General features: G+C 73.2%; 29 protein-coding genes. 14 read left to right on the top strand and 15 right to left on the bottom strand.

The genetic code is table 11. From position 1 onward, the window contains the following. Positions 1 to 314 precede the first annotated feature (314 nt). Genes ABT299_RS08205 through ABT299_RS08180 form a run of 6 tightly spaced genes read left to right on the top strand, consistent with a single transcriptional unit; the run spans position 315 to position 5,411 of the window. A complete protein-coding gene (locus ABT299_RS08205) occupies positions 315 to 1,634 on the top strand; it encodes an ATP-binding protein (RefSeq protein WP_500250186.1) in 1,320 nt (439 codons plus the stop codon). Beyond that, positions 1,631 to 2,065, top strand: coding sequence for a roadblock/LC7 domain-containing protein (locus ABT299_RS08200; RefSeq protein ID WP_241756307.1), 435 nt, complete (start codon positions 1,631 to 1,633; stop codon positions 2,063 to 2,065). The genes ABT299_RS08205 and ABT299_RS08200 overlap by 4 nt, the downstream gene beginning before the upstream one ends. Further along, positions 2,062 to 2,418, top strand: coding sequence for a DUF742 domain-containing protein (locus ABT299_RS08195; RefSeq protein WP_433148485.1), 357 nt, complete (start codon positions 2,062 to 2,064; stop codon positions 2,416 to 2,418). The genes ABT299_RS08200 and ABT299_RS08195 overlap by 4 nt, the downstream gene beginning before the upstream one ends. Beyond that, positions 2,396 to 3,010, top strand: coding sequence for a GTP-binding protein (locus ABT299_RS08190; RefSeq protein ID WP_190865493.1), 615 nt, complete (start codon positions 2,396 to 2,398; stop codon positions 3,008 to 3,010). The genes ABT299_RS08195 and ABT299_RS08190 overlap by 23 nt, the downstream gene beginning before the upstream one ends. Then, complete coding sequence (locus ABT299_RS08185; RefSeq protein WP_500200904.1) at positions 3,007 to 4,218, top strand: cytochrome P450; 1,212 nt, start codon at positions 3,007 to 3,009, stop codon at positions 4,216 to 4,218. Before ABT299_RS08190 ends, ABT299_RS08185 begins: the two co-directional genes overlap by 4 nt. Next, on the top strand, positions 4,215 to 5,411 hold the full coding sequence (locus ABT299_RS08180) for a cytochrome P450 (protein ID WP_500200903.1): 1,197 nt from the start codon (positions 4,215 to 4,217) through the stop codon (positions 5,409 to 5,411). Before ABT299_RS08185 ends, ABT299_RS08180 begins: the two co-directional genes overlap by 4 nt. Here ABT299_RS08180 and ABT299_RS08175 read toward each other — a convergent pair. Together ABT299_RS08175 and ABT299_RS08170 are read right to left on the bottom strand one after the other, a co-directional pair. Beyond that, positions 5,365 to 6,825: an SPFH domain-containing protein gene (locus ABT299_RS08175; protein WP_500250185.1), complete on the bottom strand. Its 1,461-nt coding sequence runs from the start codon at positions 6,823 to 6,825 to the stop codon at positions 5,365 to 5,367. The two genes, ABT299_RS08180 and ABT299_RS08175, sit on opposite strands and share 47 nt — an antisense overlap. Then, entirely contained in the window at positions 6,822 to 8,024 is a 1,203-nt protein-coding gene (locus ABT299_RS08170; protein ID WP_500250184.1) for an ADP-ribosylglycohydrolase family protein, read from the bottom strand. The genes ABT299_RS08175 and ABT299_RS08170 overlap by 4 nt, the downstream gene beginning before the upstream one ends. A 57-nt stretch (positions 8,025 to 8,081) precedes the next feature. On the opposite strand from ABT299_RS08170, the gene ABT299_RS08165 reads away from it, so the two are divergent. Further along, complete coding sequence (locus ABT299_RS08165; protein ID WP_500250183.1) at positions 8,082 to 9,911, top strand: bifunctional copper resistance protein CopD/cytochrome c oxidase assembly protein; 1,830 nt, start codon at positions 8,082 to 8,084, stop codon at positions 9,909 to 9,911. On the opposite strand, the gene ABT299_RS08160 is transcribed toward ABT299_RS08165, so the two are convergent. Further along, a complete protein-coding gene (locus ABT299_RS08160; RefSeq protein ID WP_500250182.1) occupies positions 9,865 to 10,785 on the bottom strand; it encodes an NADP-dependent oxidoreductase in 921 nt (306 codons plus the stop codon). The genes ABT299_RS08165 and ABT299_RS08160 overlap by 47 nt on opposite strands. Positions 10,786 to 10,886: 101 nt before the next feature. Between ABT299_RS08160 and ABT299_RS08155 the strand changes: the two genes are divergently transcribed. Genes ABT299_RS08155 through trxA form a run of 3 tightly spaced genes read left to right on the top strand, consistent with a single transcriptional unit; the run spans position 10,887 to position 12,032 of the window. Next, positions 10,887 to 11,318: a winged helix-turn-helix transcriptional regulator gene (locus tag ABT299_RS08155; RefSeq protein WP_387022881.1), complete on the top strand. Its 432-nt coding sequence runs from the start codon at positions 10,887 to 10,889 to the stop codon at positions 11,316 to 11,318. Positions 11,319 to 11,341: 23 nt separating this feature from the next. Further along, positions 11,342 to 11,836, top strand: a complete 495-nt coding sequence (locus ABT299_RS08150) for a MerR family transcriptional regulator (protein WP_387022883.1) — start codon at positions 11,342 to 11,344, stop codon at positions 11,834 to 11,836. Next, entirely contained in the window at positions 11,718 to 12,032 is a 315-nt protein-coding gene (gene trxA, locus ABT299_RS08145; protein WP_433148460.1) for a thioredoxin, read from the top strand. The genes ABT299_RS08150 and trxA overlap by 119 nt, the downstream gene beginning before the upstream one ends. A 99-nt stretch (positions 12,033 to 12,131) precedes the next feature. Here trxA and secY read toward each other — a convergent pair whose 3' ends face one another. The 3 genes from secY to ABT299_RS08130 form a co-directional block, all read right to left on the bottom strand. Continuing rightward, positions 12,132 to 13,418, bottom strand: coding sequence for a preprotein translocase subunit SecY (gene secY, locus ABT299_RS08140; RefSeq protein ID WP_500250181.1), 1,287 nt, complete (start codon positions 13,416 to 13,418; stop codon positions 12,132 to 12,134). Between the two features lie 142 nt (positions 13,419 to 13,560). Further along, entirely contained in the window at positions 13,561 to 13,983 is a 423-nt protein-coding gene (locus tag ABT299_RS08135) for a hypothetical protein (RefSeq protein ID WP_500250180.1), read from the bottom strand. Positions 13,984 to 14,112: 129 nt separating this feature from the next. Next, positions 14,113 to 14,553: an SgcJ/EcaC family oxidoreductase gene (locus ABT299_RS08130; protein WP_500250179.1), complete on the bottom strand. Its 441-nt coding sequence runs from the start codon at positions 14,551 to 14,553 to the stop codon at positions 14,113 to 14,115. 91 nt (positions 14,554 to 14,644) lie between these two features. Here ABT299_RS08130 and ABT299_RS08125 point away from each other — a divergent pair, with 91 nt between their 5' ends. After that, positions 14,645 to 15,082: a MarR family winged helix-turn-helix transcriptional regulator gene (locus ABT299_RS08125; RefSeq protein ID WP_500250178.1), complete on the top strand. Its 438-nt coding sequence runs from the start codon at positions 14,645 to 14,647 to the stop codon at positions 15,080 to 15,082. Between the two features lie 54 nt (positions 15,083 to 15,136). Here ABT299_RS08125 and ABT299_RS08120 read toward each other — a convergent pair whose 3' ends face one another. The 7 genes from ABT299_RS08120 to ABT299_RS08090 all read right to left on the bottom strand — a co-directional run bounded on the left by ABT299_RS08120 (position 15,137) and on the right by ABT299_RS08090 (position 21,914). Then, positions 15,137 to 16,126 (bottom strand): LysR family transcriptional regulator, encoded by a 990-nt coding sequence (locus tag ABT299_RS08120; protein WP_387022890.1) that lies wholly within the window; start codon positions 16,124 to 16,126, stop codon positions 15,137 to 15,139. 51 nt (positions 16,127 to 16,177) lie between these two features. After that, complete coding sequence (locus tag ABT299_RS08115; RefSeq protein ID WP_500250177.1) at positions 16,178 to 16,909, bottom strand: Crp/Fnr family transcriptional regulator; 732 nt, start codon at positions 16,907 to 16,909, stop codon at positions 16,178 to 16,180. An 85-nt stretch (positions 16,910 to 16,994) separates the two neighbouring features. Next, positions 16,995 to 17,120: a hypothetical protein gene (locus ABT299_RS08110; RefSeq protein WP_277820181.1), complete on the bottom strand. Its 126-nt coding sequence runs from the start codon at positions 17,118 to 17,120 to the stop codon at positions 16,995 to 16,997. A gap of 151 nt (positions 17,121 to 17,271) precedes the next feature. Next, positions 17,272 to 18,042, bottom strand: coding sequence for a succinate dehydrogenase/fumarate reductase iron-sulfur subunit (locus ABT299_RS08105; protein ID WP_190865526.1), 771 nt, complete (start codon positions 18,040 to 18,042; stop codon positions 17,272 to 17,274). After that, positions 18,039 to 20,108 (bottom strand): fumarate reductase/succinate dehydrogenase flavoprotein subunit, encoded by a 2,070-nt coding sequence (locus tag ABT299_RS08100; protein ID WP_190865528.1) that lies wholly within the window; start codon positions 20,106 to 20,108, stop codon positions 18,039 to 18,041. Before ABT299_RS08100 ends, ABT299_RS08105 begins: the two co-directional genes overlap by 4 nt. 12 nt (positions 20,109 to 20,120) lie before the next feature. Then, positions 20,121 to 20,951, bottom strand: coding sequence for a succinate dehydrogenase subunit SdhC (gene sdhC / locus ABT299_RS08095; RefSeq protein ID WP_190865531.1), 831 nt, complete (start codon positions 20,949 to 20,951; stop codon positions 20,121 to 20,123). Positions 20,952 to 21,296: 345 nt separating this feature from the next. Continuing rightward, positions 21,297 to 21,914, bottom strand: a complete 618-nt coding sequence (locus ABT299_RS08090) for a hypothetical protein (RefSeq protein ID WP_500250176.1) — start codon at positions 21,912 to 21,914, stop codon at positions 21,297 to 21,299. 132 nt (positions 21,915 to 22,046) lie between these two features. Between ABT299_RS08090 and ABT299_RS08085 the strand changes: the two genes are divergently transcribed. Together ABT299_RS08085 and ABT299_RS08080 are read left to right on the top strand one after the other, a co-directional pair. Further along, positions 22,047 to 22,622, top strand: coding sequence for a hypothetical protein (locus tag ABT299_RS08085; protein ID WP_500250175.1), 576 nt, complete (start codon positions 22,047 to 22,049; stop codon positions 22,620 to 22,622). A gap of 5 nt (positions 22,623 to 22,627) precedes the next feature. Next, positions 22,628 to 23,203, top strand: a complete 576-nt coding sequence (locus ABT299_RS08080; protein ID WP_500250174.1) for an OmpA family protein — start codon at positions 22,628 to 22,630, stop codon at positions 23,201 to 23,203. 120 nt (positions 23,204 to 23,323) lie between these two features. On the opposite strand, the gene ABT299_RS08075 is transcribed toward ABT299_RS08080, so the two are convergent. Further along, positions 23,324 to 24,181, bottom strand: a complete 858-nt coding sequence (locus tag ABT299_RS08075) for a serine/threonine-protein kinase (protein WP_500250173.1) — start codon at positions 24,179 to 24,181, stop codon at positions 23,324 to 23,326. Between the two features lie 181 nt (positions 24,182 to 24,362). Here ABT299_RS08075 and ABT299_RS08070 point away from each other — a divergent pair, with 181 nt between their 5' ends. Beyond that, positions 24,363 to 25,841: an LCP family protein gene (locus ABT299_RS08070; protein WP_500250172.1), complete on the top strand. Its 1,479-nt coding sequence runs from the start codon at positions 24,363 to 24,365 to the stop codon at positions 25,839 to 25,841. A gap of 6 nt (positions 25,842 to 25,847) precedes the next feature. Here ABT299_RS08070 and ABT299_RS08065 read toward each other — a convergent pair whose 3' ends face one another. Further along, positions 25,848 to 26,483 carry a prepilin peptidase gene (locus ABT299_RS08065; RefSeq protein ID WP_241756308.1) on the bottom strand — a complete coding sequence of 212 codons (636 nt, stop codon included), beginning with the start codon at positions 26,481 to 26,483 and terminating at the stop codon, positions 25,848 to 25,850. Positions 26,484 to 26,554: the final 71 nt, after the last annotated feature.

The raw sequence follows: 26,554 nt of genomic DNA, 5'->3' as shown, positions 1-26,554 counted from the left end.
GGGCGCCGCCGAGCCGGCGTCGGGGACGCGCTGATCAGGGCGGCCCGCCGCAGGCGAGGGTAGTACGATCGCCGCCGCCAAATCAGGCGAACACGCCGGAAAGTAACGCGTATCGGACTGCCGGTGATCGTGGCATGCGCCTCGCGGCAAGTTCTCTGCGCGCGGGCACAAGCGCGTCCGCCGCGCCCCGGCCTACGGTCACGAAACCGCGGCGCGTCACCTCCCCGACCTGCGCCGTCGGCACCCGTCCCACCGGCCACGAGACGGTCCGACGCCGGCTCGTCCCGCCCGACCCCCTGCGTCACGAGGATCCGATGGAGCAAACCCTGTTGGCGGCGGCGCTCGTCGTCGTGGCCGCCGCCGGCGTCGCCGCCGCCGTCCAGCTGGCGCGCCAGCGGCGGCTGACCGCCGAGCTCCGCGACCAGAACGCCGCCCTCGCGGCCGGCGTCGAACTGCGCGACAAGGAGCTGCGGCACCTCGCCGATGTCCGGCTGCCCGAGCTGATGGACTCGCTCCACAACCCGGGCATGCGCGTCGCCGGCCCCCTGCACGACCTCACCCGCAAGGCGCCCGCCTTCGGCCAGTCCCTGCAGACGGTGATGGACCTGTTCGCCGGGTCCGCCGACCGGGTCAGGGCGCGGGCCGACCAGTCCGCCAAGTCGACCCTCCGCGCGATGATGCGCGCCGTGCAGAGCCTCGCCAACGAGCAGCAGCTCGCCATCTCCTCGATGCAGGAGCGGCACGACGACCCCGACGTGCTCGACGGCCTGCTCCGCATCGACCACATGAACGCCCAGCTCGGCCGGCGCGCGCAGGCCACCGCCGTGCTGTGCGGGTCGTGGCCGGGCCAGCAGCGCTCGGCGTCCTCGATGACCGACGTGGTGCGCGGCGCGACCTCCCGGATCCGCGACTACCTGCGGATCAACCTGGAGGGACCGGTGAACGTCGCGATCACCAGCCGGGCGGTCGAGCCGGTCGTGCTGACGCTCGCCGAGCTGCTCGACAACGCCGCCCGCCACTCCCGCCCGGACACCGCCGTCGAGGTCAACTTCCGCACCGCGCACAACGGCGTCGCCATCACCATCGACGACGCGGGCGTCGCGATGGACGCCGAGGAGCTCCAGCGCGCCGCCGAGCTGCTGTCCGGCGAGACGTCGGTGGACGTGCACCGGCTCGGCGACCCGCCGCGCGTCGGGTTCGCCGTCGCGGGGGTGCTCGCCGCCCGGTACGGGTTCTCGGTGTCGGTCGACTCGCGGTCCCCCTACGGCGGCGTGCGCGCCGTCGTGTTCGTGCCGAGCTCGCTGCTCACCGAGGTGCCCGACGGCCCTCGGACGCGGCCCGCCGCGTCCGGCGGCGCCGAGGGCGGGCAGGCCGCGGCCGCGCCGGACGTCCCGTCCACCGAGCACGGGCTGCCCAAGCGCAGCCGCGTCGCGGTCGCCGACCGCGCCCCCGAACCGGACGAGCCGGACGCGCCCGCCCCGGCCGCCTGGGCCGCGCCGGTGCGCCCGGCGCGCGAGACCGCCGCCGGGCTCGGCGCCTGGCAGCGCGGCACCCGGTCCGGCCGCGCGGGCACGCCGCCCGCCGGCACTCCGGTGCCGCCGCCGAGCGTTGAAGGAAAGGACCTGCGGCCATGAACGAGGGGTGGAACGGCGCGATGGACGACGGCACGAACCGGCTCGGGTGGATGCTCGACGACGCCCTGCGGATGCCGGAGACGCGGTACGCGATCCTGCTGTCGGCCGACGGGCTGCTGATGGCCCATTCGGAGCGCATCGGGCGGGACGAGGCGGAACGGCAGGCGGCCGGCATGTCCGGGCTGCAGTCGCTGGCCCGCAGCACCGCCGAGTTCTGCGGCGACGCGGGCACGACGTGGCGGCAGACCGTCAGCGAGTTCGACGACGGGTACGTGTTCCTCGTCGCGGCGGGGCCGGGCGCCTACCTGGCGGTGTCGGCGACGCAGCACGTGGACATGGAGACGGTGTCGTTCCGGCTCCAGGAACTGGTGCAGCGGCTGGGCAAGGAGCTGACCAGCCCGCCGCGCCCGGGCGCGGACAGCGTCGCATGAGCCGCCGCCGCGACGAGCGGGCGCTGGTCCGGCCGCACGTGGTCACCGGCGGCCGGGCGCACCCGTCCCGCAATGTGTTCGACCTGGTCACGCTGGTGATCTCGGCCGGCGACCTGCCCCGGCGGGGGCTGTCCCCGGAGAAGCTGCGGATCGTGGAGCTGTGCCGGGGCGGCGCGCTGTCGGTCGTGGAGATCGCCGGGCATCTGGCCCTGCCCGTCGGGGTCACGAAGGTGCTGCTGTCCGACCTGGTCGACAGCGGCCACCTCACCACGCGGGCGCCGGCACCGGCCGCCCCGACGTCCCGGACCCGGCTCCTGCAGGAGGTGCTCGATGGACTCCGCGCAAGTCTCTGACACGGGCGTGGCCGGCGGCGGGACCTACCTGCGGGAGACCGTCCGGACCGCCGTCAAGATCCTCATCGTGGGGCACTTCGCGGTCGGCAAGACGACCTACGTCGGGACGCTGTCGGAGATCCGGCCGCTGCGCACCGAGGAGCGGATGACGCAGGCCGGCGCCACCGTCGACGACCTGGCCGGCGTCCGCGACAAGACGACGACCACCGTCGCGATGGACTTCGGCCGGCTCACGCTGAGCGACGACCTCGTCCTGTACCTGTTCGGCGCGCCCGGCCAGAAGCGCTTCACCCGGCTCTGGAACGACCTGGCGCGCGGCGCGCTCGGCGCGCTGATCCTGGTGGACACCGCGCGGCTGCAGGAGTCGTTCGCCGTCATGGACATCGTGGAGAGGCAGGGGCTGCCGTACGCGGTGGCGGTGAACCGGTTCGACGGGTCGCCGGAGTTCCCCGACGAGGAGGTGCGCGAGGCGCTCGACCTCGCGCCGTCCACGCCGCTCGTCACCTGCGACGCGCGGGAGCGGACGTCCTCCACGCACGCGCTGATCGCGCTCGTCGACCACCTGCTCGCGCTCGGCCAGGAGGCCCCGTGACCGTCGACCAGACCCGCCCCGCGGACGGCGCCGCCGGCGACGGCGGGGAACCCGGACGGCTCTACGGGCCGGAGTTCGCCGCCGACCCCCGCCGGGTGTACGACGCGCTGCGCGCGCACGGCGCGCTCGCGCCCGTCGAGATCTCCCCCGGGGTCCCCGCGACGCTCGTCATCGGCTACGACGCGGCGCTGGAGGTCATGCGGGAGGCGGAGACCTTCCCGCGGTGCAGCACGGTGTGGGAGGCGTCGGTGGGACCGGAGTGCCCGGTGCTGCCGATGATGATGAGCCGGCCCAACGCCCTGTTCACCAACGGCGCCACGCACGCGCGCCTGCGCGCGGTGATCAAGGAGAGCCTGGACCGCGTGGACCCCGCCGCGCTGCGCGAGCACACCGAGGGCGCCGCGACGACGCTGATCGACGGGTTCGCCGGCGCGGGCGAGGCCGACCTCATCGGCGGGTACGCGCGCGTGCTGCCGCTGCTGGTGTTCCGGGAGCTGTTCGGCTGCCCGCCCGAGATCGGGGACCGGCTCGTGCGCGGCATGAGCGGGATCTTCGACGGCGTCTCCCCGGAGCAGGCCAACGCCATGCTCGGGCAGGCCGCGCGGGACCTGGTCGCGCTGAAGCGGGAGAGCCCCGGCGCGGACGTGACGTCCTGGATGATGAGCCATCCCGCCGAGCTCGACGACGACGAGATGGCCGAGCAGATCGTGCTGCTGCTGGGCGCCGGTACCGAGCCGGAGCAGAACCTCATCGCCAACGGCATGCGGCTGCTGCTGTCGGACGACCGGTTCGGCGGCGACCTGTCCGGCGGCAGCCTCCCCGTCGAGGACGCCCTCGACGAGATCCTGTGGACCGACCCGCCGCTGGCGAACTACAACACCGCCTTCCCGCGGCACGACCTCGACTTCCACGGCCACCGGCTGCCCGCCCACCAGCCCGTGCTGATCTCGTACGCGGCGGCGAACACCGACCCGTCCCGCGCCTCGCACGCCCGGACGGGCAACCGCGCCCACCTGGCCTTCGGCGCGGGCCCGCACACCTGCCCGGCCAAGGGGCACGCGCGCCTCATCGCGTCCGCCGCGATCGAGATGCTCCTCGACCGGCTCCCCGACATGGAGCTGGCGGTCCCCGCCGAGGAGCTGGAATGGCGGCCCGGCCCGTTCCACCGCGCGCTGGTCGCCCTGCCGGTGAGGTTCCCCCCGCAATGACCGAAGCGCCTGTCACGGCCGACCGCGTGCCCATGTACGGGCCGGAGTTCGCGGAGGCGCCCGAACGCGTCTACGCGCGGATGCGGGAGCACGGCGACCTCGCGCCCGTCGAGCTGGCGCCGGGGATCCCGGCGACGCTCGTCATCGGCTACGACGCGGCGCTGGAGGTGCTGCGCGACCCGGCGACGTTCCCGAAGGACGCGCGGCGCTGGCAGGCCGGGGTGCCCGCGGACTGCCCGGTGCTGCCGGTGATGATGTGGCGGGAGAACTGCCAGGCGGCGGACGGCCCGGCCCACGCGCGGCTGCGGTCCGCGGTGACCGACGGCCTCGCGCGCGTCGACCCCGCGGCGCTGCGCGAGAACGTCGAGCGCAACGCCGACCTCGTCATCGACGGCTTCGCCGGGGACGGGGAGGTCGAGCTGATCGCCGGGTACGCCCGAATGCTGCCGACGCGGGTGGTGCTGGAGCTGTTCGGCTGCCCGCCGGACATCGGCGAGCGGATGCTGACCGGGCTCGGCGGCATCCTCAACGGCGTCGACGCCGAGGCGAGCAACGCGATGCTCGGCGGCGCGACGATGGAGCTCGTCGCGCTGAAGCGGGAGAGGCCGGGCGCGGACGTGACGTCGTGGCTGCTGTCCCACCCGTCCGAGCTGACCGACGCGGAGATGCTGCACCAGCTCGTGACGCTGCTCGGCGGCGGCGTCGAGCCGGAGCAGAACCTCATCGCCAACGGCATGCGGCTGCTGCTGTCGGACGACCGGTTCGGCGGTGACCTGTCCGGCGGCAGCCTGCCCGTAGAGGACGCCCTCGACGAGATCCTGTGGACGGACCCGCCGATGGCGAACTTCGGGATCACCTATCCGCGGCAGGACGTCGAGTTCCGGGGCCGCGTGCTGCCGAAGGACCAGCCGGTCGTCATCTCCTACGCCGCCGCCAACACCGACCCGTCGCGGGCGGCCGCCGGACGCGCCGGCAACCGCGCCCACCTGGCGTTCAGCGCCGGCCCGCACACCTGCCCGGCCAAGGGCCAGGCGCGGCTCATCGCGTCCGTGGCCATCGAGAAGCTCCTCGACCGGCTCCCCGACATGGAGCTGGCGGTCCCGGTGGACGAGCTGGAATGGCGTCCCGGCCCGTTCCACCGGGCGCTCACCGCGCTGCCCGTCCGCTTCCCGCCGGAGGCGCCCCGCCCGTGACAGACGGCGCCCCGGCCGTGGCGGACGGGGACTCGCCGGCGGCCGCGCGCAGGGCGCCGACCACCGCGGCGAGCTGGGTCAGCAGCCCCGCCAGGCTGGTCTGGTCGGCGCCGTTGACGGTCACGGTGCGCAGCTCGTCCGGCTTCGGCAGCCGCTCCAGGATGTCGGGCAGCCGGGCGATGAGGCGCGCCTGGATCGCGGCGGGCGTCTGCTCGTTGTCCATCGCGGCGCGGGCCCGGTCGCGCTCCAGCCCCAGCAGCGCCGTCTCGTGCTGGGACCGCGCCCGCGTCTCCTGGATCACCAGCTCGCCCTCGACCCGCAGCCGGTTCAGCTCGTGGTCGCGCTCGATCCGCAGCCGCCCCGTCTCGGCCTCCTCCGCGTGCCGCTCGCGCTCCATCCGCAGCGCGTGCCGCGTCGTCTCCGTCTCCAGCTCGGCGACCTCGCGGGCGTCGTCGTGCTCGCGGCGGGTCCGGCGCTGCTTCTCGGCGGCCTCGGTGTCGAACCGCTGCGCCTCGTTGCGCGACCGCAGCTCCGCCAGCTCCCGCTCGTGCTCCAGCCGCTGCGTCTCCTTCACCCGCTCGGCCGCCATCTCCCGCTGCGCGACGGCCTCCTCCGCCTCCAGCTCCGCCAGCCGCGCGATCCGGCCCTGCTCGGCCCGGTACGGCTTCTGCAGGTTCTCCCACAGCCGCGACGAGCTGACCACCGCCTCCTTGATCTGCACGGTGACGATCCGCAGCCCGAGCCCCCGGTCGCTGTGGTCCTCGCCCTCGGCGACGGCGCGCAGCCGCGCGGTCAGCTCCTCGATGATCGGCTGCTTGTCGCTCAGCACGTCCCGCACGCCCATGCTGGAGACCTTGTCCTTGATCGCCGCCTCGGCCTGCTCGCGGAGCTGCAGGTTCACCACCCGCATCGGGTCCTGCGCGTCGCCGAAGTCGAGCTTGCGGTACGCGGTCGCGAAGTCCTGGATGATCCACTGGACGTAGCCCTGGACGAGGACGCCCTGCAGCTCGCTGCAGATGCAGTAGGCGTTGATCAGGATGGTCTGCGTCGCGCCCGGCACCACCAGGAACGAGTCCGTGGACGGGTTGAACCGGAACGACACCCCCAGCCCGATGTGCAGCGGTTCCGCGCGCCCCCGGCGGGTGTGCACGACGAAGGCGTTCGGCGGGACCAGCACGTTCTTCCAGCGCCAGAACCCCTTGACCCGCACCTCGACCGGGCCCGCCTCGGCGTGCTCGGGGGACGCGGCGGGCGCGGCGCCGAGCGCGCGGTCGCGCTTGGCCAGCGGCCCCGGCGGCGGCGCCGCGCCGGGCGGCGGCGGGGCCGTGCGGCGCGACCTCAGGCCGTCCTCCAGGACGGCCTGCTGGGCGACGACCTTCTCCAGGTAGGTGTTGCCACCGTCGTTGGCGCTCATCTTCTCCTCGTCGGGTATCCCGTGGCGTCGACGGGCGGGGTCGGCCCGAACTCGTCGGCGCAGGCTCCGGCCAGCGTCTCGATCCCCGCGGCGACCTCCACGTCCGCCCGCCAGCGAGCCGGGAGGGCCCCGGTGCCGTGCATCGCGCCGACGAGATTGCCGCAGATCGCGCCGGTGGAGTCGCTGTCGCCCGAGTGGTTCACGGCGAGCAGCAGCCGGCGGGCCGCCTCGCCTTCGGACGGCATCGGGACGAGGGCGGCGTAGACGGCGATGGCGAGCGCCTCCTCCCCCGTCCAGCCCGCGCCGAGCGCCTCCAGCCGCTCGGGCGACGGCGGCCCGCCGCGGCGGGCCAGGTCCACGGCGGCGTCGAGGGCCGCGGACGTCTCGCCGTGCCCGTCCTGCGTCTCGAGCTGCTCGCGGGCGATGTCGAGGGCCTCCGGCAGGTCGCCGCCGCGCACCAGCACCCACACCGTCGCGGCGAGGACGCCCGCCGGGAGGTGGCCGCTGGGATGGCCGTGCGTGAGCGCCGCCGCGTCCCGGCCGATGCGGAACGCGCTCTCGGCGCCCCCTCCCCACGGCGGGAAGCCGCAGGGCGCCGCCCGCATCACGCCGCCGCACCCCTTCGAGTCGTTGATGGGCTCGTCGACCGTGCCGAGCGGCCACCCCGACCGCTGCCGTTCCGCCGCCTTCAGCAGGGCGGAGATGGTGCTGCGGCCCGGCCCGCGGCGCGCCATCAGCGCGTGCTCCGGCTGCGGGAACCGCCAGATGCCGCCCATGCCCTGGTCGGGGAACACCTCCCCCTGGCCCTTCAGCCACCTCAGGTACGACTCCTGGAGCATGCCCATCGTGGCGCCGCCGATCCCGCGCTCGCGGGCCCGTAGGAAGTCCTCGACCAGCGCGTTCGCGGTGAACATCGTCAGCTGCGTGTCGTCGGTGATCGCGCCGGCGCCGAAGCGCTCGTCGACGAAGCCGGTCACCCCGTCCGGGCCGTGCCGCGCCCGGATCCGGTCGAGCGTCAGCCCCTCGACGGGCGCGCCGAGCGCGTCGCCGATCGCGCCGCCGAGCAGGCACCCGTGCAGCCGGTCCGGGTCGGGGTTCGCCGGGAAGCGCGGCGGCGGAGGCGGAGAGAAGGACGGGGGCGGCGAGAAGGACGGGGGCGGGGAGGAAGGGGGTGGCGGCGGCACGGACGGCGGCGGCATGGCGGACACTTTAGTGCGCGGTGAACCTTCCGCCCCGGTCCGCGCGTATCTCCCGCCGTGGCAACGCAACCGCGGCAGGCGCCCGGGATCGACCGGCCCGTCCTCCTGACGGCGGCGCTCGCGGCGTCCCTGCTCGTCCTCGCGCTGGTCATACGGCTCGGAGGGTCGCTCGGAGCCGCCGCCGCGCCCGGGCTGTCGGAGGCCGGCGCGCTGACCGAGACCGGCCTCACCGTCGCCAAGCTGGGCGTGAACGCCGCGTCAACCATGACGGTCGGCTGGCTGCTCGCCGCCGCCGTGTACGTCCCGGCGACGGACACCGCGCGCCGGTGCCTGCGGGCCGCGTCGCTGAGCGCGCTGGCCTGGGCGCTGTGCACGCTCGCGCTCGCCGCGTTCAGCGTCTCCGACCTGTTCGGGATCGGGCTCACCGGCATCAGCGGCGACATGCTGCGGACGTTCCTCCTCGACCTGCCGCAGGGCCGGGCACTGGTCCTCGTCTTCGCGGCCGCCGCCGCGCTCTGGTGGGCGGCCCGGCTGCCCGCCGCCCCCGGCGCGGCCGGATACCTGCTGCTCGGCGCGCTCGCCGGGCTCATGCCGCCGCTGTTCACCGGCCACGCCGCGACCGGATCCCACCACGCCCTCGCCGTCTACAGCCTCGCCGCCCACATCGCGGGCGCGTCGCTGTGGACCGGCGGGCTCGTGGCGCTCGTCCTCCTCGCGCCGGAGATCCGGGACCGGCTGCCCGGCGTCGTGGAGCGGTACAGCGGGCTCGCGCTGGTCGCGTTCACCGTCGTCGGAGTGAGCGGCGCGGTGAACGCGTGGATCCGGCTCGGCGGCCCGCACCTCGGGTCGCGCTACGGCGCGCTGGTGGCGGCGAAGGCCGCCGCGCTCGTCGCCCTCGGCGCGATGGGCTGGTGGCACCGCCGCGCCACGATCCCGGTACTGGCGTCGGCGCCCCGGCCGTTCGTCCGGCTCGGGTCGGCGGAGATCGTCGCGATGGCCGCGACGATGGCGCTGGCGACCGGCCTGTCGCGGACGCCGCCGCCCGAGGTCTCGCCCGGCACCATCGACGCGGTCGCCCTGCGGCTCGGCTTCCCGCTGCCCGGTCCCGCCGGCGTCGGCGCATACCTGACGCACTGGTGGATCGACCCGTTGTTCCTGGTGCTCGTCCTCGCCGGGGCCGTCCTGTACGGGATCGGGGTGCTGCATGCGGGGAGCTGGCCTGTTCGCCGTAGCGTGGCGTGGGCAGCGGGATTGAGCGTCCTGCTGTTCGCCATGGGCAGCGGCATCGCTCGCTACAGCATGGTCCTGTTCAGCGCCCACGCCTTGCAGCACGTACTAGTCGGAGTGGTCGCCCCCATACTGCTCCTGTATGGACGTCCCTCACGGCTCGTACCTGCGGGCTCGCTGCTCGCCGCCGTCCTCGACAGCCGGGGCGTGCGGTTTCTCAGGGAACCGGTCGTGTCCTCAGTGCTGTTCCTGCTGAGCCTCTACGCGTATTACGTCTCGCCTCTCTTCGGTGCGTCGCTCGCCAACCATGCGCTGCACTCGCTGGCCATGGCGTGCTTCCTCGGCATCGGCCTCGCGTTCTTCAGCAGCGCGCGCGTGCCGCTCGTCCTGCCGCTGCTGCTGGTCGCGGCCGGGATCGTCCTCATGCTGGACGGGACCGTCCTCGGCGGCGGCTGGTACGAAGGTCTCGGACGCCGCTGGGGCGCAGCTCCCCTGGACGACCAGCACGCGGGCGCCGCGATCCTGTGGGCCGCCGCCGCGCCCGCCGCGCTGTTCCACCTCGTCCGGCGGCTCCGCCCCGCGGCACGGCTCCGTCCCGCGGCGCGGGTCCGCCTCACACGACGAGGACGATCTTCCCCGCCACCCGTCCCGTCTCGCTGAGCCCGTGCGCCTTCGCCGCCTCGTCCAGCGGCAGCACCTCGTCGACCACGGCCCGCACCCCGCCGCGGACGGCGTCGGCCAGGTCCGCGCCGGACGGGGTGAAGCCGAACTCCACGAACCGCAGGCCCCGCTCGTCCGCCAGCGGCCGCACCTCCGTCCGGTCGGGGCCGGTGCCGCGCACGTCGACGAGCAGCCCGCCCGGCTTCAGCGTCCGCAGCGACCGGGGCCCGTAGTCGCCGGCGATCGGGTCCAGGACCACGTCGACGTCCCGGACGGTCGCGGCGAAGTCGTCCACCGTGTAGTCGACCAGTTCGTCGGCGCCCAGCCCGCGCAGGAACGCGTGCTTGGCGGCCCGCGCCGTGCCCGTCACATGCGCGCCGCGCGCCTTGGCGATCTGCACGGCCAGGTGCCCGACCCCGCCCGCCGCCGCGTGCACCAGCACCCGCTGCCCCGCGCCGACCCCCGCGACCCGGACGAGCGGCTGCCACGCCGTCAGCACGGCGGTCGGCAGCGCCGCGGCGTGCACGAGGTCCAGCCCGTCCGGGACGTGCGCGAGCCGCTCCTGCGGAACCGCGACGAACTCCGCGTACGCCCCGTTCGGCGGCACCGCGTTGCCGAACACCGCGTCGCCCGGCCGGAACGCGGCCGCGCCGCCGCCGACGGCCTCGACCACGCCCGCGACGTCCAGCCCGAGCGTGAACGGCGGCTCCCCGAACCTCCGCACGGCGCCCGAGCGGATCTTCCAGTCCGCCGGGTTCACCCCGGCCGCCGCGACCCTGACCAGCACCTCGCCCGGTCCCGCGTCCGGTCGCGGGACCTCGGCGACCTCCAGCACGTCCGGACCGCCCCACGTCCGCTGCCGCACAGCACGCATCTCCGGCACCCCTTCCGCGGTCACCCGACCGCACGGCGTCCATGCTGGACGAGAACGGTATCCGTTGTGAAGAAGGCACCTGTTTGATATCCAGGTACCTTATGGATACCGCCTCGCACGACCGCCGGCCCCTCGTCTACCGCCACGACTGCCCGTCCCGCACGGTCATCGAGGTCCTCGCCAACAAGTGGACGCTCTACGTGCTCGCCGCCCTGCGCCGCGCTGACGGGCCGATGCGCTTCAACGAGCTGCGCCGCACGCTCGACGGCATCACCCAGAAGATGCTCACCCGGACCCTGCGCGCCCTCGAACGCGACGGCCTGGTCAGCCGCACCGTCTACCCGACCGTCCCGCCGCGCGTCGAGTACGGCCTCACCCCGCTCGGCGCCGAGGTCGGCCACCTGACCGGCGCCATCGCCGACTGGGCCCTCGCCCACGCGCCCGACGTCCTCACCGCCCGGGAGTCCTTCGACGCCCGTCCCGAGCCCGCGCCGCTTGACCTTGACGCGCACGTCAAGGCGTACGGTCGCTGACGGCCACCGAAGGAGGGTCTCCGATGCTGATCGGCGAGCTGGCCGAACGCGCCGGCGTCAGCACCCGCACGCTGCGCTTCTACGAGCAGCAGGGGCTGATCACCGCGCGCCGCGCGCCCAACGGGTACCGCCAGTACGACGAGTCCGACCTGCCGCTCGTCGCGCAGATCCGGTCGCTGCTGGCGGCGGGGTTCACGCTGGAGGAGACCCGCCCGTTCGTGGACTGCCTGCGCTCCGGCCACGCGACCGGTGACGCGTGCCCCGAGCCGGTCGCGGTCTACCGGCGCAAGCTCGCCGAGATCGACGCCGAGATCCGCACCCTCGTCCGGCGCCGTGCCGACGTGGCCGCCCAACTCGCCCGGGCCTGCCCCGGCTGCACCGTCCCCCAGGAGGCGACGAATGATCACGGTGACCAGCGCGACCTTCGACGAGCGGGTGCTGAACGCACCGGGCCCGGTCCTGGTCGACTTCTGGGCCGACTGGTGCCCGCCGTGCAAGATGATCGCGCCGATCCTTGAGCAGCTCGACGCCGAACTCGGCGACCGGCTCACCATCGCCTCGCTCAACGGCGACGAGAACCCCGACATCGCCGCCCGGTACGGCGTCCTCGGCTTCCCCACGCTGACCCTCTACAAGGACGGCGAGGTCGTCCACCAGATGGTCGGCGCCAAGCCCAAGCGCCACCTCCTCGCCGCCCTCGCCCCGCACCTGTGACCCACCGGTCCGGCGGCCGCGCGGCCCGCCGCCGGGACGGCGCGTCCCGGCGGCGGCTCACGCGGCGGCTCACGCGGAGACTCGCGCGGCGGCTCGCGGTCAGGTGAGGAACCCTTCGTAGTTGTGCTGCTGGAGGCGGCTCTCGATCTGCTTGACCGTGTCCAGGGCGACCCCGACCGCGATGAGGATCGTCGTCCCGCCGAAGGGGAACTGGTCCCCGACGTCCAGGAGCGCCAGCGCCGCCATCGGGATGAGCGCGACGAGCCCCAGGTAGAGCGAGCCGGGCGCGGTCACGCGGGTCAGGACGTGGTCGAGGTACTCGGCGGTCGGGCGTCCCGGCCGGATGCCGGGCACGAAGCCGCCGTACTTCTGCATGTTGCCGGCGACCTCCACCGGGTTGAAGGTGATCGCCACGTAGAAGTAGGTGAAGAACACGATGAGCGCGAAGAACGCGCTCATGTGCCACGGGTTCGCCTGGTCGAGATAGGGCTGGACCCGCCGCAGCCACCCCGCGTCCGGCCACAGCCGGGTGGCCAGCACCGGCAGGTACAGCAGCGACGACGCGAAGATGACGGGGATGATCCCCGCCTGGTTGACCTTCAGCGGGAGGTAGGTCGAGGTGCCGCCGTAGACGCGGCGGCCGACCATCCGCTTGGCGTACTGCACCGGGACGCGCCGCTGCGCCTGCTCGACGAAGACGACGCCGGCCATGATCGCCAGCCCGACGATGACGACGAGGGCGAAGACGAACCCGCCCTTCGCCTTGTAGATGCCCCAGAGCTGGCCGGGGAAGACGGCCACCACCTGCGTGAAGATCAGGACCGACATCCCGTTGCCGACGCCCCGCTCGGTGACGAGCTCGCCCAGCCACATCGTGACGGCCGTCCCGGCGACCATGCACACGACCATCGTGGCGATCGGGAAGACACCCTTGTCGTGCAGGATGCCGTCCGAGCCCCGGAAGAGCTGCCCGGCGGACGTCATCGCCACGACGCTCGCGCCCTGCAGGATCGCCAGCGCGACGGTGAGGTAGCGGGTGTACTGGGTGATCTTCGTGGTGCCGGACTGGCCTTCCTTCTTCAGCGCCTCCAGCTTCGGGACGACCACCGTCAGCAGCTGCAGGACGATGCTCGCGGTGATGTAGGGGTAGATGCCGAGCGCGAAGACCGACAGTTTCAGCAGCGCGCCGCCGCTGAACAGGTCGAGCAACCCGTACAGCTGGTCGCTCTTCTTCGCGGCGTCGGCGGCGGACTTCAGCGCGGTCACGTCCACGTTCGGGAGCGGCAGGTTCTGCCCCAGCCGGAACACGAGGACGATGAACAGGGTGAACAGCAGTTTCTTGCGCAGTTCCGGGGTTCGGAACGCGCGGGCGAGCGCGGTCAGCACGCCGCGTCCGGCCGGTGCGCGGGCAGTGTGAACCGGGCGAGCGCATGGCGCGCTCGCCGCATGGCGAAGCGGAAGATGACTGGCCTCCGTACGGGTACGCCGCAGCGTCCGCAGGACTACTGCGGCCGGTGACTGGTGAGCGTCAGGAACCCGTGCGGAGTGGAGGCCCGCGCACCTGGACGGTGCCGGTGCGGACGGACGCCGGGACGACCGTGCGCGACCGGGCGGCCGCGACGCGGACCCGCTGCAGCGCCAGGTCGGGAGCGGCCGACGGCAGGACCGCGTGCTGTCCCGCCTTCTCGCCGGAGACGAACCCGAGCCGCTTCCACAGGTGGACGTCCGCCGCGGAGAACCGCGGCCAGGCGGGCGTGGAGCGGCGGTCCCGGACGGGCGAGGCCGCGAGGCCCCGCGAGCCCGTGCCGCTCGCGGCCGCCGCCGTTCCGATCCGGACGATCTCGACGGCCGCCGCGTTCGGGACGACGGACAGGGTGGCCGTCATGGCGAAGCCGAAGAAGCCCGCCAGCAGCATCACCAGGCGCCGCTGCCGGGAGGTGCGGTGCTCCACACCGGCCTCCCCTCGCCGCCCGCCGCCCGTCCCGCAACCGTACAACGCCGCCGCCGGCCGGTGCGCCGAACCGGATCAGCGGTTCGCGGGTCATGCGGCCGGGTTCGCCGCGGAACCCGCGGCGGGTTTCTAGGCGAGCTCGGCGGCGGGCTTCGTGGCGGGCTGGAACCTGAAGGAGACGGCCTCCATCAGGGACTTGTGCAGGGTGTTCTGGAAGGCCGCGAGCCGCCACCGGCCATCGGCGCCGCGGACGGCGGTGTTCGTCTGGAGCTTCTTCAGCTTGCCGGGGGCCTTCTTGTACGTGTCGCCCCGGGTGATGACCACGGCGCTGTCGGGCGTCGTCATGCGGATGTCGACGATCTCGCAGGCGAGCTTCGTGCCCTTCAGGAAGCTGTCGAAGAGCGCCTGGTGCGCGGTGCCGATCTCCTCGGCGCCTCGGTAGAGGGTGCCGACGTAGGTGATGTACGTGGCGTCGGCGGTGAAGCAGGCGCCGTAGGCGGCGCCGTCACCGTGGTCCCAGGCGTCGGTGAGCTGCTCGAACAGGGCGCGGATCGCATCGGTGTCGGTCATGGCGGAGCCCTCCCGTGGTAGCTTCTCTGTAGAAGTTTCTGCTTTGAAGATTTCTCTTCCTTGAAGAAGAGATTAAGCAGCGGGAGGCCGCATGTCAACGCCCGAGCCGGAATCGGAGACCTACCGGCGCTACCTCAGCGCCGTCATGCTGCACGGGCACGCCGGCGCCCGCGCCTGCGGGCTCGGCGCCACCGACCTGTACGCGCTGAACATCCTCGACCTCGCCGGGGCCATGACACCGGGCGAGCTGTCCGCGCGGACCGGGCTGACGACGGGGCCGACGACCCGGCTGATCGACCGGCTGGAGGAGGCCGGGTACGTCCGGCGCGTCCCCGTCCCCGGCGACCGCCGCAAGGTGATCGTCGAGCCCGTCGGCGAACCCGCGGACCTGGACCGCGTCCTCGCGCCCGCCCGCCAGCGGATCGGCGAGATCATCGGCGGGTACGCGCCCGAGCAGCGCGCCGTCCTCTTCGACTACTTCCGGCGCGCCGCCGACGCCTACCGCGAGGCCGCCGACGACCTGCGCTGACCGTCCCGCCGACGCTGACCGTCCCGCGCGTCGAGCGGGCGAAGGGCGGCCGGATCAGTCGCGGACGAGGCTCTCCACCCCGGCGGGAAGGTCGCCCGCCGCGCCCGCCTCCACGAGGAACGTCATCAGGAGGTCCTGGAAGGCGCGGGCCGCGTGCGTCAGGTCGACGTCCTTGCGGTGCGCCAGCGCGATCGTGCGCAGGAGGCCGGTCCCGTGGTGGCCGCGCCGGGCCTCCTCGTCGGCCAGGACGAGCGGCGTCCCGCGCAGGCCCGGACGTCCCGCGAGGACCATGCTCGGGACGACCGCGACCCCGAGGCCCGCCTCGACGAACCGCAGGACGGCGTCCATCTCGCCGCCCTCGACGGCGAACCGCGGCTCGAACCCGGCCGCGCGGCACGCGCTGATCGTCGCCTCGCGCAGGTCGTAGCCCGACCGGAACATCACCAGCGGACGGTTGCGCAGGTCCTCGATGCGGAGGTAGGAGCGGCGCGGCATCTGCACCGCCCTGGCGTCGCCGTCGTCGGTGCCCACAGGGGAGGCCACCACCAGGTACTCGCGCAGTATCGGGCTGGTGTCCAGCGGCGGGTCGCCGTGCAGCGGCAGGATGACCAGGGCCAGATCGAGCGACCCGCGGGTCAGCTCCTTCACCAGGTCCCGCGACCCGCCCTCCTCCACCAGCAGCTGGATGCCGGGATAGGCGTCATGGAAGCGGCGCAGCACGTCCGCGAGGAGCCCCGCGCACAGCGACGGCGTGGCGCCCAGCCGCACGCGTCCGCGGCGCAGCCCGGTCAGCTCCTGCACCTCCAGCCGCGCCGTGTCGACGTCGGCCAGGATGCGCTTGGCCAGCGGCAGCAGCGCCTCCCCGGCGGGCGTCAGGGTGATGTTCCCGCGCGCGCGAGAGAAGAGGGGCGCGTTCAGCTCGGTCTCCAGCGCGCGGATCTGCTTGGACAGCGACGGCTGCGCCACCCGCAGGAGCTCCGCGGCCTGCGTGAAATGGCGAACCTCCGCGACCGCGACGAAGTAGGCGAGCTGCTGTAACTGCATCCTGCACAGAGTACGGGCCCGCACCGGCGCCGCCCGCGACCGCCTTGGCCGTTAGCGCGCGTGCCGGCGCAGGGCCTGGAGGTCGTGGACGATCAGCCGGCGCCGGCCCGTCTCGATCCAGCCGTGCCGCCGCAGCGTCCGCAGCGCCTTGCTGACCGCCTCCCGCGACGCGCCGACCCACCCGGCCAGCTCCTCCTGGGACAGGTTCAGCGTGATCCGGACGCTCTGGCCGCCCTGCCCGCTCTGCCCGCTCTGGCCGCCGGCCCGCCCGGCCGCGCCCGCGCGGCCCTCGTAGGGCTGCCCGAACCGCTCCGCCAGCTCGACGAGGCGCTGCGCCACCCGGCCCGTCGCGTCGAACATGCCGAACTCGACGCGCTTGCGGTCCGCGTCGCGCCAGCGCTGGCACAGCATCCGCATGATGATGATGGACACGCGGCCGTGCGCCTGGAGGAACGCCATGAACTCCTCGGCCGTGACGGCCAGCGCGCGCGCCGGCTCCAGCGCGGCGACGGTGGCGGAGCGGGGCAGCCCGTCGATCGCGGCGACCTCCCCGAGCAGCGCGCCCGGGCCGCGCACCGCGAGCAGCGCCTCGCCGCCGTGCTCGCGGTAGGAGAACGCCTTGACCCGCCCGCTCAGCAGGACCGCCACCCAGCTGGACCGGTCCCCCTCGACGAACAGCATGTCCCCCCGGGCGAACTCGCGGACGCGGCCGCGGGATTCCAGGTCGCCGCGTTCCTCCGGGGTCAGCTCGGCAAGGAACGAACCCGGTTCGAGGGGGCTCATGCCCACCACGCTAAGGGGAACCCGGCGGTGCGAGTCCCGGGGGATAATCACGAATTTGTCACGCGTTGTGTGCACTCTTCCCTATTCAGCGGGACGGGCGGGCGCCAGGGTTGATCGCGGCGTGTGCGGCCGGCAGGTCGCGCGCGTCCGGCTTGCGCGGAGGCACGGTGGACAGGGGCGCCGTGCCCCCGGCGGCGAGCACGGCGTTCATGGAGGCACGGCGTTCATGGGCAGGGCGTTCACGGGGGCGCACGGCCTTCATGGAAGCACGGCGTTCATGGGGAACGGCGGAACGGCGGGCGGCGGTCCGGGGGCATCGCCGCCCGCCGTCGCCGCCCGCCGTCCCGGGCGCCGTCCACCGGTCAGGCGGACGGGGTGTCCTGCCCCTTCTTGACGATGCCGAGCTTGGTGCCGAGCCACACGACCGGGTCGTACTTGCGGCCGACGACCCGCTCCTTCATCGGGATCAGCGCGTTGTCGGTGATCTTGATGTGCTCGGGGCACACCTCGGTGCAGCACTTGGTGATGTTGCAGAACCCGAGGCCGTGGTCCTTCGCCGCGATCTCACGCCGGTCCGCCTGGTCGGCCGGGTGCATCTCCAGCTCCGCGATCCGCATGAGGAACCGCGGCCCGGCGAACTCGGGCTTGTTCTCCTCGTGGTCGCGGATCACGTGGCAGACGTTCTGGCACAGGTAGCACTCGATGCACTTGCGGAACTCCTGCGAGCGCTCGACGTCCTCCTGCTGCATCCGGAACTCGCCCGGCTTCACCTCGCCCGGGTCGAACGAGGGGATCTGCCGCGCCTTCTCGTAGTTGAACGACACGTCCGTCACGAGGTCGCGGATCACGGGGAACGTCCGGATCGGGGTGACGGTGATCGTCTCGTCCTCGGTGAAGGTGGACATCCGCGTCATGCACATCAGCCGCGGCATGCCGTTGATCTCCGCCGAGCACGAGCCGCACTTGCCGGCCTTGCAGTTCCACCGGACGGCGAGGTCGGGCGCCTGCGTGGCCTGCAGGCGGTGGATGATGTCGAGGACGACCTCGCCCTCGTTCACCTCGACGGTGTAGTCCGTCAGCTCACCCGCGCCGTCGTCGCCGCGCCAGACCTTGAACTTGGCCTCGTAGCTCACTGCTCGCCCTCCTCGTCGTCCCCAGCGGCGCCCGCGGCGGTCGCATCGGTCTCCTCGTCCGCCTTCGCGACCGCGTCCGCGGAGGGCGCCCCCTCGGCCGCCGCCGCGCCCTCGGACGCCTCGGCCGACGCCTCCGGCGACACCGGCTCGGCGGCCACGTCGGCCGGCAGCTCCTCGGCCGTGAGGTACTTCTTCAGCTCGTCGGTCTCGAACAGCCCCAGCAGGTCCTCGCGCATCGGCACCATCGGCTGGCGCGTCAGCTCGACGTGCGGGGACGACGGGTCGCCGGCGAGGCTGCAGACCAGGTTCACCTTCCGCCACTCCGCCGACATCTGCGGGTAGTCGTCGCGGGTGTGCCCGCCGCGGCTCTCCTGCCGCTCCAGCGCCGCCTTCGCGACGGCCTCCGACACCAGCATCATGTTCCGCAGGTCCAGCGACAGGTGCCAGCCCGGGTGGTAGCCGCGCCCGTCGTCGCCCACCGCGACCGGCGTGACGCCGACGTTGGCGACCCGCTCGCGGAGCTTGCCAAGCGCCTCGATCGCCTGCTGCAGCTCCGCCTCCTTGCGGATGATGCCGACCAGGTCGTTCATCGTCTGCTGGAGTTCGGCGTGCACGGCGTAGGGGTTCTCGCCGTCCTCCCGCTCGAACGGCGCGAGCGCCTCCGCGACCGCCGCCTCGACCTCCGACTCCGGGACGCTGGGGCGCTCAGGAAGGGCGTCGATGTACTCCGACGCGCCGAGCCCGGCCCGGCGGCCGAAGACCAGCAGGTCGGACAGGGAGTTGCCGCCGAGCCGGTTCGAGCCGTGCATGCCGCCCGAGACCTCGCCGGCCGCGAACAGCCCCGGCACCTTCGCCGCCCCGGTGTCCGGGTCGACCTCGACGCCGCCCATCACGTAGTGGCAGGTCGGGCCGACCTCCATCGGCTCCTTGGTGATGTCGACGTCCGCCAGCTCCTTGAACTGGTGGTGCATCGACGGCAGCCGCCGGACGATCTCCGCGGCGCCGCCCGGCATCCGGTCGACGACGGTGAGGAACACGCCGCCGTGCGGCGATCCCCGGCCGGCCTTCACCTCGGAGTTGATGGCGCGGGCCACCTCGTCGCGTGGCAGCAGCTCCGGGGGCCGCTTGTTGTTGTCGGGGTCGTCGTACCAGCGGTCGCCCTCCTCCTCGGTGGTGGCGTACTGGTTCTTGAAGACCTCGGGGACGTAGTCGAACATGAACCGCCGGCCCTCGGAGTTCTTGAGGACGCCGCGGTCGCCGCGCACCGACTCGGTGACGAGGATGCCCTTCACCGAGGGGGGCCAGACCATGCCGGTCGGGTGGAACTGCACGAACTCCATGTTCAGCAGCGTCGCGCCGGCGAGCAGCGCCAGCGCGTGCCCGTCGCCGGTGTACTCCCAGGAGTTCGAGGTGACCTTGAACGCCTTGCCGATGCCGCCGGTCGCCAGCACCACCGTGGGCGCCTCGAACACCACGAACTTCCCGGTCTCGCGGACGTAGGCGAACGCGCCGCAGATCCGGTCGCCGTCCTTGAGCAGCCGGGTCACGGTCGTCTCGGCCCACACCTTGAGCCGGGCCTCGTAGTCGCCGTGCTCGGCGTGGTCCTCCTGCTGCAGCGCGACGATCTTCTGCTGCGCGGTGCGGATCAGCTCCAGGCCCGTCCGGTCGCCGACGTGCGCCAGCCGCGGGTACTCGTGCCCGCCGAAGTTCCGCTGGCTGATCTTGCCGTCCTTGGTGCGGTCGAACAGCGCGCCCCAGTGCTCCAGCTCCCAGATGCGCTCGGGCGCCTCCTTGGCGTGCAGCTCGGCCATCCGCCAGCTGTTCATGAACTTGCCGCCGCGCATGGTGTCGCGGAAGTGCACCTGCCAGTTGTCGTTGGGGTTGACGTTCCCCATCGCGGCGGCGGCGCCGCCCTCCGCCATCACCGTGTGCGCCTTGCCGAACAGCGACTTGGAGATGATCGCGGTCTTCTTGCCCTGGAGGCGGGCCTCGATCGCCGCCCGCAGCCCGGCGCCGCCGGCACCGATCACCACGACGTCGTAGGCGTGCCTCTCGATCTCAGTCATGATCCTTTGGCCTCAGTTGAAGATGCGGGGGTCGGAGAAGACGCCGCCGGCCACGAACGCGACGTAGGCGTCGGCCACCACCAGCGAGCCCAGCGTGATCAGGGCGTAGGTCCCGTGGTTCTGGTTGATCTTGGAGACCCAGCCCCACATGCGGTACCGGAGGGGATGCTTGGAGAAGTTCTTCAGCCGCCCGCCGACGATGTGCCGGCACGAGTGGCACGACAGCGTGTACAGCCACAGCAGCACCACGTTCGCGACCAGGATGACGGTGCCGAGCCCGATGCCGAACCCGCCGTCCTTGCCGTGGAAGGCGCGGATCGCGTCCCAGGTGTTGATGACGGAGATGAGGAACGCGGCCATCCAGAAGTAGCGGTGCAGGTTCTGGCCGATGAGGGGGAAGCGGCGCTCGCCCGTGTACTTGCCGTGCGGCTCGCGCACCGCGCAGGCCTGCGGCGACGCCCAGAACGAGCGGTAGTAGGCCTTGCGGTAGTAGTAGCAGGTCAGCCGGAACAGCAGCAGGAACGGCAGCGTGATGATGGCGAAGGGGATGAAGCCCCTCGTGCCGGCCGGCAGGAAGGTGCCGAACTCGGCGGCGTCGCCGGTGTGGCCGTCGACGGTGACGTTGTTGCAGATGTCGTTCAGACAGGGCGAGTAGAACGGCGTCAGGTAGTGGTATTGGGGGACGTAGAACGCCGCGCCCCAGAAGGCCCTGACGGTCGCGTACACCACCCACGCCGTGAAGATCACGAACGTCGTGATCGGATACAGGCGCCAGTTGTCCTTGCGGAGCGTGCGTTCCTTGATCTGGGCGCGCGACTTGGCCGGCGCCTCCACAGTGCTCATCGATCGCTCTCCTGAGCTCGGGTCGTCGTGTCCCCGTACCACGGTCTGAGCGCACTCGCGCGGCCGTCGCGCCCGGCCTGAGGCGCCGTCCCGCATGCGCGCGGTGACGCCTCGTGTGCGCTTCCAGCGAAGCGACCTTACGCCTTCCCACAGGAGCTGTGACATACATAACAGCCAGACCCGCATGTGACCCTGACCACAGACTTTAGCCCCCGAAAGGCGATACGGCACCGCCCGCTTCCCATAACCAGTCGTTATGGCCCAGCGGAATCGAGACGAGCGCGCCGCGGCATGACCGAATGGCCATCGCGCCGCCGGGGGCGCGCGGGCGGCCGGTGAACGCGCTCAGTAACCGCGGGCGTCCCGGATGATCCGGGCGTAGTGGGCCTCGGCCTCGCTCGTGCGGCCGTTGCCGTACACGCGGAGCAGTTCCGCCAGGTCCGGGAAGCGGTCGCCGATGAGCGCGGCGGCGGCCTCGATCTCGGCGGCCGAGGCGACCTCGCGCAGCAGCGCCTGGACGAGCCGCGCCGGCTGCTCCACGTGGACGGGCGCGCCGTCCGCCACCCCGGGACCCTGCGGTGCCCCCTCGGCGGGGGCGGCCCCGGCCGGGACATGGCCGGAGGTCGCGGCGCGCAGGCCCGAGGTCGTCGCAGCCGACTCGGCACTGATCGCCTTCAGCCGCTCCTTGACCTCCGCCGGGCCCAGCGCGCCGAAGCCGGGGTCGGCGGCGAGCTCCTCGGCGGCCAGCAGCCGGTGCAGGACGGCCGGGTTGCTGATCTTGGCGCGCTGCGCCGACATCAGCTGGGAGAGCATCGGCGCGGACAGGCCGAGGACGCCGGCGAGCGCCGACTGCGAGAGGCCGAGGCGGTCCAGGAGCCGGCGGACGCGATCGCCCAGCGGCTCGCCGTACCACTCGGTCTGCAGCGCCCGGTTCCGCACGACCGTCTCCGCGGCAACGCCCACTTTCGCCGCCCCCCTTGACTCTTCACAGTTGCAAACGCTAGATTCTCAGACGCAATGACGCACTATGGCCTCGCCACCATGGTGCCACGGGGAGCGATCTTTGCATATGCGACGAAACGGAAAGGGCAGTACATGCGCCTGTCACACCGCCCGGCCGCGACGGCGGCGGCCGCCCTCCTCCTCGCCGGTGCGCTGGCCGGCTGCTCCACGTCCGGCGGCGGCTCGGACGGCGGCTCCGGCGGCTCCGGCCGCGGCCCCGGCGGCGCGGTGCAGGGAGCGGCCGGCAAGGCGTTCGTCGACCGCTTCGACAAGCCGGTGGCCAAGGCCACCTTCGACAGCCCGATGGCGCCCGGCGCCAAGGTCGACATCGCGGTCATGGGCCTGCGGGTCAAGGGCCGGCTCGCCACCCTCGCGCTCCAGTGGACCCCGCACGTCACCGGCAGCGCCAACACCCCGACCCCCTACCGCCTCAACGGGGAGCACGGCCTGGACGCGTCGCTGATCGACGCGGTGAACCTCAAGCGCTACGTCGTCGTGTCCGACTCCGCCAGCCACAACCTCCAGAGCGACGACGTCCTGACCAACCTGCCCAACGACCAGGCCACCCTGACGACCCACACGTTCGCCGCGCCGCCCGAGAACGTGAAGAGCATCGACGTCCAGCTCGGTTCGTGGCCGGCGTTCCGCGACGTCCCCGTCGAGAGGTGAGCGGCGTGCGCCGGACGATCGCCGTCGCGGCCGCCGTGCTGCTGGCCGCCTCAGCCTCCCACTCGGTCCCCGGCCAGGCCGGAGCCGACACCGACCCCGTCGTCCCCGACGCGAACATCGCCGCCTCCGTCAAGACCATCGGCACGGCCGGCGCGGTGCGCGCCATCGACCTCACCCGGGCCGTCGTCCCGCTCGAGACCGAGGACGACAACGGCTCGCAGGTCACCGTGCACATCTCGGCGGACGTCCTGTTCGACTTCGGCAAGGCCGAGCTCACCGACGCCGCCCGCCGCCGCATCGCCGACCTCGCGCCGCGCCTCCGCGACGCGCGCGGCGCCGTGCAGGTCTCCGGCCACTCCGACTCGGTCGGCTCCCCGTCCTACAACCTCGACCTCTCGCAGCAGCGGGCCGATGCCGTCAAGGCCGAGCTGGTCCGCGCACTCGGCGGCACCGCCCTGCGGATCGAGGCCAGGGGCTACGGCGAGACGCGTCCCATCGCGCCCAACCTCGTGGGCGGCAAGGACAACCCGTCCGGCCGGGCCAAGAACCGCCGCGTCGACATCACCTTCGACAAGACGTGACCCTCGCCCGCGCTCGGTCGCGGGCGAGGACCGCCGACCCGATCCGTCGGCGGTCGCGGCGCACGGTCGCGGGCGACGAACGCCGACCCGCGCCTTCGGCGGCGCGGCGCTCGGTCGCGGTCAGCGGGGGTGGGCGGGCGGCGGGCCGAGATGGTCGAAGATCTGCAGCGGCTCTCCGTCGAGGGTGAGCGCGGGGAACCGCAGGTCCGTGCGGTGGGGGGCGAGCGCCCGGCGCGCGGCGTCCGCGTCCTTGAAGCGGCGCGCCGGATCGGGGTCGCACAGGTGGCCCAGCACGGTCCACAGCATCGGCGGCACGCCCGCGGGCCGCGCGCCGATCCGCTGGCGCGGTTCCGGGTCGCCCGCGCCGGTGAGCATCCGCCAGCCCACCATGCCCACCGCGTACAGGTCCTGCCGGGGCCCCGGACGGTTCCAGTCGAGCACCTCCGGCGCCAGGTAGCCCGGCGTGCCGACCGTGAAACCCGTCGTGGTGAGGCGCAGGCCGTCGTCGCCGAGCGCGATCCCGAAGTCGGCGAGCCGCACATGCGGCGCCCCGACCGGGCTCGGCTCCAGCAGCAGGTTCGCCGGCTTCACGTCCCGGTGGACGATCCCGGCCCGGTGGATGCGGCTCAGCGCGACCAGCACCTGGTCCAGCACCTCGGCGGCGTACTCCGGCGGCAGCCGCCCGTAGTCGCCGAGCAGCGTCTCCAGCGACCCGCCGCTCACCAGGTCCATCGCCAGCAGCACGTCCTCGCCGGCCATGCACGACGCGTAGGGGGTCACCACGTGCGGGTCCGCCACCCGCAGCGCCTGCTCGCGGATCGCCCGCAGCACCGACGTCCGGCCACCGCTCCGCACGAGCTTCGCCGCGCAGTACCGCCGTTCCGCCCGGTCATAGGCCCGCCACACCCGGCTCGTCCCGCCCGCGCCGATCCGGTCGAGCATGGTGAACCGGCCGCCGACCACCCACGCCTCGTCCACGGACGAGATCGTACGGAAAACAGGGCCGCAAGGGATCCGAGCCACAATTCAACCGGAGACGTCAACAGATCGGGCGTAGCGCGCATCCAACAAGAAGACGTACGTGACTTCCGCCCCCTGCCTAGACTGACGAACCTCCCAGACCACGCGCCCTGGACAGGGCCAGCCCGAAACTGGACGAATGAGCGACAAAGACCCCGGCCGCGACGACCTCGCGGGGGACACCGCCGCCCACAGCACCGCCTCGCCCTACGACGACACCGACGCCGACGGCGACGCCCCGCCGCGGGCCCTGGCGGCGCGGGCGCGCCGCCGCAGGTTCCTGCGCTGGACCGCGATCGGCGCGGCGGGCGTCGTCCTGCTCGGCGGGGCCGGAGCGGCCTGGCTCTACCACGACCTCGTCGGCGGCATCGACCAGAAGCACGTCGACGGGCAACTCGGCGGGAACCGGCCGAAGAAGCTCAACAAGTCGCTGAACATCCTCCTGCTCGGGTCCGACACCCGCGCGGGCGACAACGCCAAATACGCCGCGGACGGCGTCACCGGCGCCCGCTCCGACACCGCGGTCCTGCTGCACCTGTCGCCCAACCGCGACCAGGCCGTCGGCATCAGCTTCCCCCGCGACTCGATGGTGAAGATCCCCCCGTGCGAGAAGGACGGCGGCGGCACCGTCCCCGCCCAGTTCGGCATGCTGAACTCCGCGTTCTCCCTGGCCGGGCCGACCTGCACGTGGAAGACCCTGGAGAGCCTCACCGGCATCCACATCGACCACTTCGTGCAGGTCGACTTCTCCGGCTTCAAGCGGATGGTGGACGCGCTCGGCGGCGTCGAGATCTGCGTCGACAAGCCCGTCGACGACCCCCGCGCCGAACTGCACCTGAAGGCCGGCAGGCAGACCGTCAAGGGCACCCAGGCCCTCGGCTACGTGCGGGCCCGCTACTCCCTCGGCAACGGCTCCGACCTCGAACGCATCCAGCGGCAGCAGAAGTTCATGGCGGCCGTCGTCGACAAGGCCACCAGCGGCTCGGTGCTCACCGACCCGGCGAAGACCTACAAGTTCCTCAAGGCCGCGACCAGGTCGCTGACGACCGACGACGGCCTCGACCTCGCGACCATGAAGAAGCTCGCGGACGGCCTCAAAGGAATGGACGCCGGGAAGGTCCGGTTCGTCACGGTCCCGGTCGAGGGCTACGCCCCCGACCCCAACCGCGTCCAGTGGAACCAGGCCGAGGCCACGCCGCTCTTCGACGCGATCCGGCACGACAACGACCTCCCCGCCGCGCCGGCGAAGCCCGCTCCCGCCGAGCAGGCCCCGCCGGCGCCGGGCAAGGTCGGGGTCACCGTCGTCGCCGCCGGCGCCCCGAAGGCGACGGTCCAGCGGGTCGTCGAGCAGCTCGGCAGGCGCGGCTTCAAGGTCGCGAAGAGGACGGAGAAGGCCGCGCCCGCCGCCGAGAGCCGGCTGGTCTACAACCCGTCCGCCGAGGCCCAGGCGTCGGCGCTGGCCCGCGACGTCCCCGACGCGCTCCTCACCGCCGACGGCTCCGCCCCCGCCGGCGGCGTCCGCCTCGTCCTCGGCAGGAACGGCGTGCACTTCGCCCAGCAGACGCTCAACAAGATCACCGGAGGGGTCAAGGCCGGCCAGAAGAACCCCTGCGCGTGAGCCGCGCTACCCGGCGGCCGCGAGCACCCCGACGAGCGTCCCGACCAGCATCGACGGCCCGAACGGGAACTCGCCCTTGCGCGTCCGCCGGACGATCAGCACGCCGACGGCGATGACGCCGCCGAGCAGGTAGGTGGCCAGCAGCCCGGTCACCCAGGCCCGCGCCCCGAACCAGCCGAGGCACAGCCCGAGCACGCCCGACAGCTTGACGTCCCCCAGCCCGATCCCCGACGGCACCGCGAACGCCTGCACCGCGTAGAGCGCGAACATCGCCGCCATCCCGATGAGGGCGTGCTCGAAATGCCGCCACCCGCCGCCGGTGAACGGCGCCGCCACGGCCAGCAGCGCCGCCACGGCGCCGTAGGAGGGCAGCGTGAACCGGTCGGGCAGCCGCCTGACCTCGACGTCGATGAACGCCAGCAGAGCGCCGACCGCCGCGAGGTACAGCAGCGCGCCGAGGACGGCGTGCGCCCCGACCCGCCACCCCGCCAGCCCGAAGACGGCCGCCGTGACGACCCCCAGGGCCGTCCGCCGCGTCCACGGGACGCCACCGGTGAACGGCGCCGCCAGCGGTGCCAGGAGGAGGCCGACGACGAACCCGGCAGGGACCAGCAGCAACGCGACCATCGCACCTCGACCCATTCCGGCACTCTGAGGGAGCTTCCGGCACGATAACCCGCCCCCGCACGCCGGTGCGCGCGAAGGCGCGGGAC

This window comes from Spirillospora sp. NPDC000708 (assembly GCF_040299565.1).
In the GTDB taxonomy this organism is placed as follows: domain Bacteria; phylum Actinomycetota; class Actinomycetes; order Streptosporangiales; family Streptosporangiaceae; genus Spirillospora.
This window is presented reverse-complemented; position numbering and strand designations above follow the sequence as displayed.

Excerpts from the sequence above, each read along its gene's own strand:
- ABT299_RS08115 (WP_500250177.1), bottom strand. The coding sequence starts at position 16,909 with ATGAGCCCCCTCGAACCGGGTTCGTTCCTTGCCGAGCTGACCCCGGAG.
- ABT299_RS08160 (WP_500250182.1), bottom strand. The coding sequence starts at position 10,785 with ATGCGTGCTGTGCGGCAGCGGACGTGGGGCGGTCCGGACGTGCTGGAG.
- ABT299_RS08120 (WP_387022890.1), bottom strand. The coding sequence starts at position 16,126 with ATGCAGTTACAGCAGCTCGCCTACTTCGTCGCGGTCGCGGAGGTTCGC.
- ABT299_RS08155 (WP_387022881.1), top strand. The coding sequence starts at position 10,887 with ATGGATACCGCCTCGCACGACCGCCGGCCCCTCGTCTACCGCCACGAC.
- ABT299_RS08195 (WP_433148485.1), top strand. The coding sequence starts at position 2,062 with ATGAGCCGCCGCCGCGACGAGCGGGCGCTGGTCCGGCCGCACGTGGTC.
- ABT299_RS08150 (WP_387022883.1), top strand. The coding sequence starts at position 11,342 with ATGCTGATCGGCGAGCTGGCCGAACGCGCCGGCGTCAGCACCCGCACG.
- ABT299_RS08190 (WP_190865493.1), top strand. The coding sequence starts at position 2,396 with ATGGACTCCGCGCAAGTCTCTGACACGGGCGTGGCCGGCGGCGGGACC.
- ABT299_RS08065 (WP_241756308.1), bottom strand. The coding sequence starts at position 26,483 with ATGGGTCGAGGTGCGATGGTCGCGTTGCTGCTGGTCCCTGCCGGGTTC.
- ABT299_RS08125 (WP_500250178.1), top strand. The coding sequence starts at position 14,645 with ATGTCAACGCCCGAGCCGGAATCGGAGACCTACCGGCGCTACCTCAGC.
- ABT299_RS08175 (WP_500250185.1), bottom strand. The coding sequence starts at position 6,825 with ATGAGCGCCAACGACGGTGGCAACACCTACCTGGAGAAGGTCGTCGCC.
- ABT299_RS08180 (WP_500200903.1), top strand. The coding sequence starts at position 4,215 with ATGACCGAAGCGCCTGTCACGGCCGACCGCGTGCCCATGTACGGGCCG.
- ABT299_RS08205 (WP_500250186.1), top strand. The coding sequence starts at position 315 with ATGGAGCAAACCCTGTTGGCGGCGGCGCTCGTCGTCGTGGCCGCCGCC.
- ABT299_RS08130 (WP_500250179.1), bottom strand. The coding sequence starts at position 14,553 with ATGACCGACACCGATGCGATCCGCGCCCTGTTCGAGCAGCTCACCGAC.
- ABT299_RS08200 (WP_241756307.1), top strand. The coding sequence starts at position 1,631 with ATGAACGAGGGGTGGAACGGCGCGATGGACGACGGCACGAACCGGCTC.
- ABT299_RS08070 (WP_500250172.1), top strand. The coding sequence starts at position 24,363 with ATGAGCGACAAAGACCCCGGCCGCGACGACCTCGCGGGGGACACCGCC.
- ABT299_RS08170 (WP_500250184.1), bottom strand. The coding sequence starts at position 8,024 with ATGCCGCCGCCGTCCGTGCCGCCGCCACCCCCTTCCTCCCCGCCCCCG.
- trxA (WP_433148460.1), top strand. The coding sequence starts at position 11,718 with ATGATCACGGTGACCAGCGCGACCTTCGACGAGCGGGTGCTGAACGCA.
- ABT299_RS08100 (WP_190865528.1), bottom strand. The coding sequence starts at position 20,108 with ATGACTGAGATCGAGAGGCACGCCTACGACGTCGTGGTGATCGGTGCC.
- ABT299_RS08085 (WP_500250175.1), top strand. The coding sequence starts at position 22,047 with ATGCGCCTGTCACACCGCCCGGCCGCGACGGCGGCGGCCGCCCTCCTC.
- ABT299_RS08110 (WP_277820181.1), bottom strand. The coding sequence starts at position 17,120 with ATGAACGCCGTGCTCGCCGCCGGGGGCACGGCGCCCCTGTCCACCGTG.
- sdhC (WP_190865531.1), bottom strand. The coding sequence starts at position 20,951 with ATGAGCACTGTGGAGGCGCCGGCCAAGTCGCGCGCCCAGATCAAGGAA.